Here is a 12212-nt window from a genome sequence, read left to right on the forward strand (position 1 = left end):
CCTAGGGCGCGAAACGCGGGCGGCGACGTCGGAAACCCGGCAGTGACCCACCGTGACAGGGGATCATCGAAAGGGTGACCGCGAACGTATCGAGGTGTGCATGAGCCAGGTGGAAGACACCGCGTCCCCGTCCTTGACGGAACTGGCCAGGAGGCACGGGCTGCGCCCCGCCATCGCCCGCCCCCTGTTCGGCGACTACGTGCGCCGGCTGTGGGAGCGGCGGCACTTCGTCCTGACGTACGCGACCTCCCGCAACGTCTCGAAGTACTCCGGCTCGGCCCTCGGACGGCTCTGGCAGGTCATCACCCCGCTGCTGAACGCCGCGATCTACTACGTGATGTTCGGCCTCATCCTGGGCGGCAGGGGCAACATCGACAACTACGTGGCGTTCCTGCTGACCGGGATGTTCGTCTTCACGTACACGCAGCGGACGGTGAGTGCCGGGGCCAGGTCGATCTCCGGGAACCTGTCGCTCATCCGCGCCCTGCACTTCCCCCGGGCCTCGCTGCCGCTCGCGTACACCATCCAGGAACTGCAGCAGCTGGCCATCTCCATGGGTGTGCTGCTGGTGATCGTGGTGGCCACCGGTGAGCCGCCGAACTGGTTCTGGCTGGTGATCCCGGTGGTGCTGCTGCTGCAGACGCTGTTCAACATCGGCGCCGGCCTCGTGCTCGCCCGGGTCGGGGCGCAGATGCGCGATCTCAACCAGCTGCTGCCGTTCATCATGCGGACCTGGCTGTACGCCTCCGGGGTGTTCTTCGCCATCCATGACAAGGTGGTCAACAGCGCGGGGCTGCCGGACTGGGTGGCCACCGCGATGTACCTCAACCCGGCGGCCTCCTACATCGAGTGGATGCGCGACATCCTCATCGGCGGCCACACCCCGCCGCAAGCCGTGTGGCTGTCCTGCCTGATCTGGGCGGTCGTCGCCCTCGGGGCCGGCTTCTGGTACTTCTGGCAGGCCGAGGACAGGTACGGACGCGGCTGACCGGACGTCACGTCTCCTCGACGTCGATCGCGCCCCCGGGGCAGACGGCGGCGGCTTCGCGCACCGGCCCGTGCAACTCCTCGGGCGGCGTCGCGTCGAGCAGCACCACGATGCCGTCGTCCACGCTCTGGTCGAACACCTCGGGCACGAGCAGCACGCACTGGCCGGCGCCGCAGCACCTGGCCTCCTCCACCGAGACTCTCATCAGGGTCCTTCCTCTCGAACGTGTGGGCCGGCCGTGACAGGGGCCAGCCACAGGCCGGTTATCGCGTCGATCAGCCCGGTCCCGGCGTCGTGCCAGGTGGACCGGGAGGTGGGCAGGCCCTCGGCGAGGGCCCGCTCGCGTTCCGCGCACGTGTGGACGAGCAGCAGGCTCGCCATGGCGTGCCGCTCGGCGCGTACCTCGTCCGGCAGGCCGGGCAGGCACCGGTTCAGGCCGTCGATGATCCGCTGCAGCGCGGGCGAGGTGAGCGCCTCCTCGGCCATGATCGGGCGCAGCGCCGGGTCGGTCAGCACCTGGGCGGCGAAGCGGGCGAACCACGTCGGACTGCCCAGGGCGTCCAGATGCTCGGTGATCGGCCTTACGAGACACGTCACCCACTCCCGGACGCCGGCGGTGTCGCCGGCCCGTTCCACCAGGTCCCTGCGCGCCTGCTCCAGCGCGTCCGCGTGCTTGCGCACGATCGCGCGGACCAGGTCGGCCTTCGCGCCGAAGTGGTAGCCGACCGCCGCGTTGTTGCCCTGCCCGGCCGCCTCGCTGACCTGGCGGTTGGACACGGCTAGCACGCCGTGCTCGGCGAAGAGCCGTTCTGCCGCCGTCAGGATCTGTTCCCGGGTGGCGCCGGCCCGCCCGCGGCGGGCGGCACGCGCCTTCATCACGGCGCCGTCACCACCGCACTCTCACCACCGCACTCTTACCACCGCACCGGCACCTCGCTGAGGCCGCCGACGACGAGCCCGTCCACCTGCCGCAGCTCCCCGGTCGGGACGGCGAGCTCCAGGGTGGGCAGCCGGCGCAGCAGCACCTCCAGCACGACCTGCAGCTCGGTACGGGCCAGCGCCTGCCCGAGGCAGGAGTGGGCGCCGGAGCCGAAGGTCAGGTGCGGGTTGGGGCTGCGCCGCAGGTCCATGTGGTCGGCGTCGTCGAAGGCGCCGTCGTCGCGGTTGGCGGCGGCCATGTTGCAGATCACGGTGGTGCCGCGCGGCAGCACCGTGTCGCCGACCTCGACCTCCTCCGGCAGGTAGCGGGGCAGGCCGAAACCGGCGTTGGCGTCGAACCGCAGCGCCTCCTCGACCGCCGTCCGCACGAGCGACGGGTCGGCGAGCAGCTCCTCCCAGCGCGTACGGTCGTCCAGCAGCATCGAGACCATCTTGCCGATCATGTTGGCGGTGGTCTCGTGCCCGGCGACCAGCAGTCCGACGCCCGTGACGATGAGCTGCATGTCCGACAGCCCCTCGCCCTCGCCCTCACTTTCCTTGATCAGCTCGCTGAGCAGGTCGTCGCCCGGCGCGGCCCGCTTGGCGGCCACGAGCTCCGACATGTACGTGAAGAACTCGAGCTGCGCGGCCGAGGCCTCCTCGCCGGTGTACCGGGTGAGCGTGAGCATCATGTCGGACCATCGCGAGAACCGGTCGCGGTCGTCGGCGGGCACGCCGAGCATGTCGCAGATCACGTAGACCGGCAGCGGGAAGCCGAGTCCCGCCTTGAGGTCGGCGGGCTGCCCGCGCTCGACCATCTCGTCCAGGAGCTGTTCTGCCATCGCCGCCATCCGGGGCCGCAGGGCCGCCATGCGCTTGGCGGTGAACCACTTGCCGACCAGGCGCCGCCAGCGCAGGTGTTCCTCGCCGCGGTCCGGGATGACGTTCGACATCTCGCTGTTGAACACGCCGCCGGACTCGCTGTCGGTGAGCCGCGCGGCGTCGTCGGCGGTGAGGCGGCGGGTGAGCCGGGGGTCCGCGAGCACCTGCTTGACGTCGTCGTAGCGGGTCAGCAGTGTCGCCTCGTCACCGCTGGGCAGCCGCACCTTGGCCACCGGGCACTCCTGGCGCAGCCGGCCCCATTCCTCCGGCGGTTCCAGCGCCGCCTCACTGGGAATGGGGTAGCTCAGTGTCTGCTGTACGTCACCCTGGCTCACTGCGACCTCCCATGACTCACGATTTCACCCACAGTAAGGTGACATGTCGGGATTAAGTCAAGCAGGTGACTTAAGATCTACAGACTGTTGGCGACCACGAGCACCGAGTCGGAGGCTGCCCTTCATGCCCGATGCGCCCGGTACGCCCGACGTCCCGCTGCCCGCCGGTTCACCCCGCCCCACCGCCGTCGTGCTGGTGCTGGCGTTCGCCGGGATCGTGGTCGCGCTGATGCACACCCTCGTCATCCCGCTGATCCCGCACCTGCCCCGGCTGCTGTCGGCGACCCCCACCGACGCCACCTGGGCGCTCACCGCCACGCTGCTCGCCGGCGCGGTCGCGACCCCCGTCATGGGCCGGCTCGGCGACATGTACGGCAAGCGGCTCATGCTCCTGCTCAGCCTCGCGCTCCTGGTGACCGGCTCGGTCGTCTGCGGGCTGAGCGACGCCCTCGTCCCCATGGTCGCCGGACGCGCCCTGCAGGGCCTCGCGGCCGGCGTCATCCCGCTCGGCATCAGCATCATGCGCGACGAACTGCCGCCCGAGCGGCTCGGCTCGGCCACCGCCCTCATGAGCGCCTCGCTCGGCGTGGGCGGGGCGCTCGGCCTGCCCGCCGCCGCCCTGCTCGCCGAGTACACCGACTGGCACGCGCTGTTCTGGACCGCCGCCACGTTCGGCGTCGTCGCCGCCGTCCTCGTCGTACGGCTCGTGCCCGAGTCGCGGGTGCGCGGCGGTGGGCGCTTCGACCTGCCCGGCGCGGCCGGGCTGTCGGTGGGGTTGGCGTGCCTGCTGCTGGCCATCTCCAAAGGCGCAGGCTGGGGCTGGGACAGCCCGCTCACCACCGGACTGTTCGCGGCCTCGGCCGTGCTGCTCGTGCTGTGGGGGTGGTGGGAGCTGCGCGTCCGCGAGCCGCTGGTCGACCTGCGCACCACCGCCCGCCGCCAGGTGCTGCTGACGAACGCGGCCTCCGTCGTGTTCGGGTTCGCGATGTTCGCGATGTCGCTCGTCCTTCCCCAGGTCCTGCAACTGCCCGAGGCCACCGGTTACGGGCTCGGCCAGCCGATGACGGTCGTCGGGCTGGCGCTGGCGCCGTCCGGACTGGTGATGATCGTCATGGCGCCGATCTCGGCGCGCGTCTCACGCGCCAGGGGCCCCAAGACGACGCTGATGCTCGGCGCGCTCGTCGTCGCCGCAGGCTACGGCCTCGGCGTCGCGCTCATGTCGGCCGTCTGGCACCTCGTGCTCGTCTCCACCGTCATCGGCGCGGGCATCGGGCTCGCGTACGGGGCCATGCCCGCGCTCATCATGGGCGCCGTGCCGATGGGGGAGACGGCCGCCGCCAACAGCCTGAACACGCTGATGCGCGCCATCGGCACGTCGGTCTCCAGCGCGGTGTCCGGTGTCGTCCTCGCCGAGATGTCCGTCGGGTCGGGGGCGCTGGCCGTGCCCGCGGAGGGCGGCTTCCGGCTCGTCCTCGCCATCAGCGGCGGGGCCGCCCTCGTCGCGTTCTCCGTGGCCGCTTGCCTGCCGGGCCCGCCCGCCGCGCCGATGCCCGGTCTCGGCGCGGCGCGGGCACCTGGGGCGAGCCCTCGGGGGTGACCTCACCAGGTGGGGGCGCGGGCGGCGAGGACCTCGGCGCGGGCCAGTTGCACCTCGCGGGCCTTGCGGGCGGCGTACCGGAGGATGGGGCCGAACGTGGCGTGGACGTCGAGGACGTCCTCGACCTCGGTGCCGCCGGGCGCGGCGGCCAGCGCGAAGCGGTAGTCCATCCAGACGCCGCCGGGGCTGCGCACCTCGCCCTCGACGCCGTTCGCGGTGGGCCGCAGCGTCACGTCGATGAGGTTGTCGTACGTCACCAGGCCCAGGAAGCGGAAGCGCTCCACGCAGGAGTAGCGCGTCTCCGCGGGCTCGCGCCGCACGTCGCGGACCGCCACCACGAGCGGTGACAGGCCGACGTAGCTGGACGGCTCGCTCAGGTGGGCGAGGACCGCCTCCGGCGGGGCCGGCACGTGGAAGACGTTGCGTAACACGGTGCCCGCCTCGGGACTCGTCATCGCTCCTCCAGGCCGTTCCAGGACCACCGCGGCACCGGGAGGCCCGCCGGGACCTCCGAGCCGGGCGGCGAGTAGGACAGGACGTCGTCGATCGCCCACTCCATGTACGCCCGCAGCGCCCGCCGCAGCTCGGGGTCGTCCGGCAGGCCGGCGTCGTCGATCGCCGCCAGGAAGCAGGCGAGGAAACGTTCGCCCATGTCGCTCTCCATGCCGTTGCCGGCGTGCAGGGCGAGCATGGCGGAATGGGGGACCTCGGCGGAGGCTCGGGCAGGGCCGCCGAACACCTCCGCCCAGTAGGCGGCCAGCCGCCGTACGTGGTCGGGGCGCGTGCCGCGGGAGAACGGGTGGTTGAGCACGGGATCGAGCAGGCAGCGACGGTGGTGCGCCGCGGCCAGCGCCAGAAGCGCCGGCTCCCCACCCGCACCCTCGAAGATCGAAGTACGGCTCATCCCCCGACTGTCCCACACCCCCACCCCACCCCACCCCCCGTCACACCACCCGCCCACGGACCTGCGCCCCGATCCCATCGGTGGTGTGGGTGGGGTCGGCATGCACCGGGCCTGGCCCCGTCGCCCCGTTTCGCTTCCTGGTCCATGTCGGGGGTGAGTCGGTGCGCCAACGCCTCTGGTCCCGTCCGGGGAGTGGTGGCGCGGCCGTACTGCGCCCCCTGTCAGGGGGTGAGGTCGGGGTGGGGTGGTGTGTAAAGAGGGGTGCTGGGTGGGTGTGGCGGTGGCGGTGGGCGGGTTCTGCGCTGAAGGTGGGAGTCATTCCACTTTGCTGGCAAAAGTAGTGAAATGCGGCTTTTGTTCCATTTTGGGCGGAATATAACTTCTGTGTTTTCCGTGGCCGCTCACACTGAAGACAAGGAACCGTGGCTATGCGCCACGCTCCTGGACGCGCTGTAGCGGCTCGTCCGCCGCAGCTCATCGAAATCGGGGGATCACAGTGAAAGAAGTGCTTCTCGCGGCGGCGTTGGCGCTGACCGCCGGCACCACCACCGGAACCGCCGACGCCTCCATCCGGTACCTGCCGGCGAGCTCGCCGGCGCCGGAGGACACCGCAGCGCCGGAGGACACCTCCGCGCCTGAGGACACCACCGCACCGGAGGACACCACATCGCCCGACGAGACCGCCTCACCCGACACCACGGCGAGCCCGTTCGGGCCGGGATGCTCCGCGCTCCAGAGCCACCTGGCCGGAATCAAGGAACAGCCGGTCGGCACCGCACTGTCCCAGGTGCCCGAGCTGTCCATGCTGTCGGAGGCCGTGACGAAGGCCGGTCTGGAGGACAAGCTGAACTCCGCCGAGGACATCACGGTCTTCGCGCCCAGCAACGAGGCGTTCGAGGCGATCCCGAAGGAGGAGCGCGAGAAGGTCATGGCCGACAAGGAGGTCCTGACCAAGGCCCTCGAGCACCACGTGGTCGAGGGTGAGAAGACGCCGACCGAGCTCGAGGGCGCCACGCTGAAGACGCTGCAGGGCGGCGATCTGACCGTGAAGGGCTCCGGCGAGGACCTGACCGTCGACGACGCCAAGATCGTCTGTGGCGACGTGCCGACGAGCAACGCGACCGTCTACATCGTCGACAAGGTCCTGATGCCCAAGTGACGGGCCCCGGCCCTGGACGGAAGAGCGCGACCATCCGGCTCCGGCCGCGGTGGTCGTCGCTCCGCCGGGCCCCACAACCGGACGGACCCTTCGACGAGGGGCCGCTCCCGTGCGACGATCACGGGGCGTCCACCCGCAAGGAGGGTCGAATGTCCGGTCTGTCGTACGAACCGCTGACTCCCACGAGCTTCCTCGAACGCTCCGCCGCCGTGTTCGGGCCGCGCGTCGCGGTCGTGGACGGCGACCTCACCCTCACCTACGCCGACCTGTGGGAGCGCGTACGGCGCCTGGCAGGCGCCCTCGCCGAACAGGGCGTGCGGCCGGGCGACAAGGTCGCGCTGCTGGCCGCCAACGGGCACCTGCTGCTGGAGGCGACGTTCGGCGTCCCGGCGGCGGGCGCGGTCATGGTGCCGATGAACGTCCGGCTGTCGGCCGCGGAGCTCGCCTACATCCTCGGGCACGCCGAGGCGAGCGTCCTGCTGCACGACGACGAGTTCGCGGGCCTGGCCCGCGCCGCAGCCGCGGACAGCGGCAGGAAGGTGCGGCTGATCGCCGCCGCCGAGTACGAGACGCTGGTGGCCGCCGCCGACCCGCAGCTCGTCCCCGTCGCGGACGAGCTGGCCCCGCTGTCGATCAACTACACCAGCGGCACCACCGGCCGCCCCAAGGGCGTCGTCTACCACCACCGCGGCGCCTACCTCCAGGCCATGGCGATGGCGCTGCACACGAGGCTCGACGTCACGAGCGGCTACCTGTGGACCCTGCCGATGTTCCACTGCCACGGCTGGTGCTTCCCCTGGGCCGTCACGCTGGCCGGCGCGCGGCACGTGTGCCTGCCCAAGGTCGATCCGGGGGAGTCGTGGCGGCTGATCCGCGAGCACCGCGTCACCCACCTGTGCGGCGCCCCGACCGTGCTCACCTCGCTGCTGGCGCACGCCGACGCGCCCGCCGCCGCCCTGTCGCCCCGGCTGCTCGCCTGCGTGGGCGGCGCGCCGCCGAGCCCGGCGCTGCTCGGCCGGGCCATGCGGGCCGGCATCGACGTCCTCCACCTGTACGGCCTCACCGAGACGTACGGGCCCGCGGTCGTCAACCAGCCGCAGCCCGGGTGGAGCGGCCTCGGCGTCGAGGAGCTGGCGGCGCTGGCCGCCCGCCAGGGCGTGGGCAACGTGGTCGCGCAGCGCGTGCGGGTCGTCGGCGAGGACGGCCGCGACGTGCCCGCCGACGCCGCCACGGTCGGCGAGATCGCCTTACGCGGCAACGACGTGATGCTCGGCTACCACCGCGACCCGGAGGCCACCGCGCTGGCCGCGCCCGACGGCTGGTTCCGTACCGGAGACCTCGGGGTGCTGCACCCCGACGGCTACGTGCAGCTCGTCGACCGCGCCAAGGACGTGATCATCTCCGGCGGCGAGAACATCGCCTCCGTCGAGGTGGAGAACGTCCTCGTCGGCCATCCCGCCGTGCGGGAGGCCGCGGTCGTGGCCAGGCCCGACGCGCACTGGGGCGAGGTGCCCGTCGCGTACGTGGCCCTCGCGGGCGCGGCGGACGTCACCGAGAGCGAGCTGATCGCGTACGTGCGCGACCGGCTCGCGCACTTCAAGGCCCCGAAGGCGGTGATCTTCGGGGAGCTGCCGAAGACCTCGACCGGCAAGGTGCAGAAGAACGTGCTCAGGGGCCGCGCCGGCCGCTGAGCATAGCCCCCGCCCAGCAGGGAAGGTTCGCCCACGGGGCACGATCGGGGGTGGGGTGCGTCATGGTCGCTTCGAAGGGCGTGTTCAGGCGCAAACCGGTGGAACTCATCGCCACCGAGCACGAAGGAGAGCTCGCCCGGACGCTGGGGCTGTGGCAGCTGACCGCCATCGGCGTCGGCGGCATCATCGGGGCCGGCATCTTCGCCCTGGCCGGCGCGGTCGCCAACCAGACCGCCGGGCCGGCCGTGCTCGTGTCGTTCCTGATCGCCGGCGTGGCGAGCGCCGCGGCCGCCTTCTCCTACGCCGAGTTCGCCGGGCTTATCCCGAAGGCGGGCTCCGCCTACACCTACGGGTACGCGGTCCTCGGCGAGATCGTCGGCTGGTTCATCGGCTGGGACCTGCTGCTGGAGTACACCGCGATCGTCGCCGTCGTGGCCATCGGCATCTCCGGCTACTTCGGCTTCCTCGTCCAGAACCTGGGCCTCACGCTGCCGCCGTGGATGCTCGGCGCCCCTGGCACCGGCGAGGGGCACGTGGTCGACCTGTTCGCCGCGCTGCTGTGCCTGCTGATCGCGTACCTGCTGAACCTCGGCATCCGGGCGGCCGCCCGGTTCGAGACGTTCGTGGTGGGCATCAAGGTCGCCGTCGTGCTGCTGGTCGTCGTGGTGGGCTTCTTCCACATCAACACCGCCAACTACACGCCGTTCTTCCCGTTCGGGGTCAGTGGCGCGATCACCGGCGCGGCCACCGTGTTCTTCGCGGTCTTCGGCTACGACGCCATGAGCACCGCGGCCGAGGAGTCGCGTGACGCCCAGCGGCACATGCCGCGGGCGATCGTCTACTCGCTGGTCATCTCGATGATCCTGTACGTGCTGGCCACGCTCGTGCTGACCGGCATGCAGAACTACCGCGACATCGACCCCGAGAGCGGCTTCTCGTCCGCGTTCGCCTCGGTCGGGCTGTCGGGGCTGGCCTCGTTGATCGCCGTGGGCGCGATCATCGGCATCCTCACCGTCATGTTCACGTTCATGCTCGGCGTCACCCGCGTGTGGTTCTCGATGAGCCGCGACGGGCTGCTGCCCGCCTGGTTCGCCCGCCTGCACCCGGTGCGCCGGGTGCCGTCGCGGGTCACCTGGATCGTCGGCGCCGGCTCCGCGGTGATCGCCGGTTTCCTGCCCATCCGCGAGGCGGCCGAGCTCACCAACATCGGCATCCTGCTGGCGTTCGTGGTGGTCTGCGTGGCGGTGATCGTGCTCCGCTACCGCAGGCCCGAGCTGCCGCGCACCTTCCGCACGCCGGGGATGCCGGTGGTGCCGGCCATCGGGGTGCTCTTCTCGATCTGGCTCATCACGTTCCTCGACCCGCTGACGTGGCTGCGCTTCGCCGTGTGGTTCGCGATCGGGCTCGTCGTCTACTTCGCCTACAGCAGGCGTCACTCCGCGCTGAACTGAGATGCACGTCAACGAGCAGGAACGCGAGCAGGCGATCCTCGACGCGGCGGCGGAGCTGCTGCTCAGGCTCGGCTACAACAAGCTGACCATGGGCGACGTGGCCGATGCGGTGGCGCTGCACCGGGGGCTGGTCTACCTGATCTTCTCCTCCAAGGACGAGCTGGTCGAGGCGGTCATGGTGCGCGAGCTGGACGCGTACACCGAGGCCTGGCGCGACCACGTCGCGGCCGACCCGCGGGGCGGCAGCGCGGCCGGCGTCTACCGCGCGATGGTGCACGCGCTGGAGGAGCTCCCGCTGGCCGCGGCGATCGTCGCGCGCGACGCCGAGGTGTTCGGCAAGTACCTGCGCAGGCCGGGCAACCTCTTCGAACGCGACACCGAGTGCCTCGGCACCCTCGGCTTCCTGCGCGCGATGCGCGAGGCGGGCGCGGTGCGCAGGAACGTGGACGTGCGGGCCGTGGCGTTCATCCTCGACGCGCTCACCCCCGCGCTGCTGCGCAGGCTCGCGGCCGGTCGCGGCGCCGCCACGGGCGGGCCCTCCGTGGCGGAGCTGCTGGAGGCGCTGGCCGACCTGCTCGACCGCGGCCTGACCCCGCCGCGCGGCGCCGACCTGCGGGCCGCCAAGGAAGTGCTGATGAGCGAGCTCGACCACGCCAGGGAGGGCCTGTCCAGCGCTCCCTCCCGGCACCGGCGATGACTCAGCGGCCGTGCGGGTCGGCCGCCACGCGGGCGAAGGCCAGGTCGGCCTCCATCCGGGCGGCGGTCTCGCGCAGCGCGGGCAGGACGTCGTGAAGGAGGTCGTCGAGACCCGCCCGGCCGGCGTGCGTGGCGACGTTCACGGCGGCCACGGTACGTCCGGCGCGGTCGCGGATCGGCACGGCGATCGACCGTACGCCCTCCTCCAGCTCCTCGTCGACCACGGCGTACCCGTCGGCGGCGGCCAGGCGCACCAGCGCCGCCAGCTCCTCGCGCGAGGTGACGGTGCGCGGCGACAGGCGCCGCGGCACGATCGCGGCGAGCCGCTCCTGCGGCTGCCCGGCCAGCAGCACCCGCCCCATCGAGGTCGCGTACGCGGGCAGCCGGGTGCCGACCGTGATGTCGATGCTCATGAGGCTCACCGTCTGCACCCGCGCGACGTAGACCACGTCGTCGCCGGACAGCACCGCGACCGACGCCGACTCGCGCACCCGCGCCGTGAGGTCGCTCAGGTGCGGCTGGACGATCTCACCGAAGCGCAGCCCCGACAGGTGGGCGTAGCCGAGCTCCAGCACCCTCGGCAGCAGCGTGAACCGGGTGCCGTCGTCGGCGGCGTAGCCGAGGCGTTCGAGAGTATGCACGGCGCGCCGCACGCTCGCCCGGGGCAGGCCCGTCGCGCGGGCGCACCCGGCGAGGGTGAGCCCGCGGCGCGCCGACCCCAGCGCCACGAGGACGGCCAGGCCACGGGCCAGCGACTGGAGGAACCCCATCCCGAGCTCCCGCTTCGCGTCGCGCGCCGGGTCACCCCCGGCCGGCCAGGGAAGGTCGCCGGCAGGCGCCGCGGCCGGCGCGGGAAGCTCGTCGGCAGGCGCCGCGGCCAGCGCCGCCTCCATGGCGGCGACCGCCTCCCGCAGCGCGGGCATGCAGTGGTCGCGCAGGCCCTCCGCGGTGTGCCTGCTGGTGTGGCTGACGACGCTGAGCGCGCACGCCGCCTGCCCGTCCGGCCCGCGTACGGGCGCCGCCACCGCGATCAGGCCCGGCTCGATGAGCTGGTCGTCCAGCGCGTACGGGGAGGCGGGGTCGAGCAGCGCGAGGCCCGCCGCGCAGCGGCCGGCGGGCAGCAGGTCGCCGACCCGGAAGCTGACCGACATCGTGCGCCGCCGGGTGACCTGCACGACGAAGCGCACCCCGTCGCCGTCGGGCACCGCCAGCGACACCGACTCGTCGAGCTCCTCGGCCAGCCGTTCTGCGAGGGGCGCGAGCGCGTCCCGCAGCCCGCTCCCGGTCAGGTACGCCTCGCCCACCTCCATGAGGCGCGGCGCGAGCCGCACGTCGCGGCCGTCGAGCCGGGCGTAGCCGAGGTGGGCGAGCGTGCCGAGCACCCGGTCGACCGTGGAGCGGGCCAGGCCGGTCGCCCGGACGAGGTCGGTCGCCCGCCCCGGCCGCGCGGGATCGGCGGCCAGCGCGCGCAGCACGGCAAGGCCACGCTCAAGAGTCCCGGCCGCTTCCATCAACCCCTCCTCGTCCGCCCCGACGGGACGGTCACCCCTGCGCGGAGCCCCCTCCGCCCGTCCCGTCAGCGCCGGAAAGC

General features: G+C 72.4%; 12 protein-coding genes. 6 read left to right on the top strand and 6 right to left on the bottom strand.

Features of this window, described 5'->3' with window-relative positions:
- The first annotated feature begins 100 nt into the window (after positions 1–100).
- Positions 101–988: an ABC transporter permease gene (locus tag BLR04_RS17535; protein ID WP_090765886.1), complete on the top strand. Its 888-nt coding sequence runs from the start codon at positions 101–103 to the stop codon at positions 986–988.
- A gap of 7 nt (positions 989–995) precedes the next feature.
- Here BLR04_RS17535 and BLR04_RS17540 read toward each other — a convergent pair whose 3' ends face one another.
- Genes BLR04_RS17540 through BLR04_RS17550 form a run of 3 tightly spaced genes read right to left on the bottom strand, consistent with a single transcriptional unit; the run spans position 996 to position 3123 of the window.
- Positions 996–1193 (bottom strand): ferredoxin, encoded by a 198-nt coding sequence (locus BLR04_RS17540; RefSeq protein WP_090765889.1) that lies wholly within the window; start codon positions 1191–1193, stop codon positions 996–998.
- A complete protein-coding gene (locus BLR04_RS17545; RefSeq protein ID WP_090765892.1) occupies positions 1193–1864 on the bottom strand; it encodes a TetR/AcrR family transcriptional regulator in 672 nt (223 codons plus the stop codon). The genes BLR04_RS17540 and BLR04_RS17545 overlap by 1 nt, the downstream gene beginning before the upstream one ends.
- 38 nt (positions 1865–1902) lie before the next feature.
- A complete protein-coding gene (locus BLR04_RS17550) occupies positions 1903–3123 on the bottom strand; it encodes a cytochrome P450 (protein WP_090765895.1) in 1221 nt (406 codons plus the stop codon).
- A gap of 124 nt (positions 3124–3247) precedes the next feature.
- Between BLR04_RS17550 and BLR04_RS17555 the strand changes: the two genes are divergently transcribed.
- Complete coding sequence (locus BLR04_RS17555) at positions 3248–4720, top strand: MFS transporter (RefSeq protein ID WP_090765897.1); 1473 nt, start codon at positions 3248–3250, stop codon at positions 4718–4720.
- 2 nt (positions 4721–4722) lie between these two features.
- Here BLR04_RS17555 and BLR04_RS17560 read toward each other — a convergent pair whose 3' ends face one another.
- Together BLR04_RS17560 and BLR04_RS17565 are read right to left on the bottom strand one after the other, a co-directional pair.
- The gene (locus tag BLR04_RS17560; protein WP_090765901.1) at positions 4723–5175 is read right to left on the bottom strand and encodes a hypothetical protein; all 453 of its coding nucleotides are present in this window, start codon (positions 5173–5175) and stop codon (positions 4723–4725) included.
- A complete protein-coding gene (locus tag BLR04_RS17565; protein WP_090765903.1) occupies positions 5172–5624 on the bottom strand; it encodes a group II truncated hemoglobin in 453 nt (150 codons plus the stop codon). Before BLR04_RS17565 ends, BLR04_RS17560 begins: the two co-directional genes overlap by 4 nt.
- A gap of 496 nt (positions 5625–6120) precedes the next feature.
- Here BLR04_RS17565 and BLR04_RS41790 point away from each other — a divergent pair, with 496 nt between their 5' ends.
- From BLR04_RS41790 to BLR04_RS17585, 4 genes are all read left to right on the top strand, one after another.
- Entirely contained in the window at positions 6121–6783 is a 663-nt protein-coding gene (locus BLR04_RS41790) for a fasciclin domain-containing protein (protein WP_245740309.1), read from the top strand.
- A 149-nt stretch (positions 6784–6932) separates the two neighbouring features.
- The gene (locus BLR04_RS17575; RefSeq protein WP_090765905.1) at positions 6933–8474 is read left to right on the top strand and encodes an AMP-binding protein; all 1542 of its coding nucleotides are present in this window, start codon (positions 6933–6935) and stop codon (positions 8472–8474) included.
- 62 nt (positions 8475–8536) lie between these two features.
- Positions 8537–9925 (top strand): amino acid permease, encoded by a 1389-nt coding sequence (locus BLR04_RS17580; RefSeq protein ID WP_090765907.1) that lies wholly within the window; start codon positions 8537–8539, stop codon positions 9923–9925.
- Between the two features lies 1 nt (position 9926).
- Positions 9927–10622, top strand: a complete 696-nt coding sequence (locus tag BLR04_RS17585; protein ID WP_090765909.1) for a TetR/AcrR family transcriptional regulator — start codon at positions 9927–9929, stop codon at positions 10620–10622.
- Between the two features lies 1 nt (position 10623).
- On the opposite strand, the gene BLR04_RS42590 is transcribed toward BLR04_RS17585, so the two are convergent.
- On the bottom strand, positions 10624–12132 hold the full coding sequence (locus tag BLR04_RS42590; RefSeq protein WP_090765910.1) for an IclR family transcriptional regulator domain-containing protein: 1509 nt from the start codon (positions 12130–12132) through the stop codon (positions 10624–10626).
- Positions 12133–12212 lie beyond the last annotated feature (80 nt).

The sequence above is a fragment of the Nonomuraea maritima genome (genome assembly GCF_900100395.1).
Classification (GTDB): Bacteria; Actinomycetota; Actinomycetes; order Streptosporangiales; family Streptosporangiaceae; genus Nonomuraea; species Nonomuraea maritima.

Bases quoted from the DNA above. Each gene is read 5' to 3' on its own strand.
- BLR04_RS17585 (WP_090765909.1), top strand. From the start codon at position 9,927: ATGCACGTCAACGAGCAGGAACGCGAGCAGGCGATCCTCGACGCGGCG.
- BLR04_RS17540 (WP_090765889.1), bottom strand. From the start codon at position 1,193: ATGAGAGTCTCGGTGGAGGAGGCCAGGTGCTGCGGCGCCGGCCAGTGC.
- BLR04_RS17565 (WP_090765903.1), bottom strand. From the start codon at position 5,624: ATGAGCCGTACTTCGATCTTCGAGGGTGCGGGTGGGGAGCCGGCGCTT.
- BLR04_RS42590 (WP_090765910.1), bottom strand. From the start codon at position 12,132: ATGGAAGCGGCCGGGACTCTTGAGCGTGGCCTTGCCGTGCTGCGCGCG.
- BLR04_RS17560 (WP_090765901.1), bottom strand. From the start codon at position 5,175: ATGACGAGTCCCGAGGCGGGCACCGTGTTACGCAACGTCTTCCACGTG.
- BLR04_RS17545 (WP_090765892.1), bottom strand. From the start codon at position 1,864: ATGAAGGCGCGTGCCGCCCGCCGCGGGCGGGCCGGCGCCACCCGGGAA.
- BLR04_RS17575 (WP_090765905.1), top strand. From the start codon at position 6,933: ATGTCCGGTCTGTCGTACGAACCGCTGACTCCCACGAGCTTCCTCGAA.
- BLR04_RS17555 (WP_090765897.1), top strand. From the start codon at position 3,248: ATGCCCGATGCGCCCGGTACGCCCGACGTCCCGCTGCCCGCCGGTTCA.
- BLR04_RS17535 (WP_090765886.1), top strand. From the start codon at position 101: ATGAGCCAGGTGGAAGACACCGCGTCCCCGTCCTTGACGGAACTGGCC.
- BLR04_RS17580 (WP_090765907.1), top strand. From the start codon at position 8,537: ATGGTCGCTTCGAAGGGCGTGTTCAGGCGCAAACCGGTGGAACTCATC.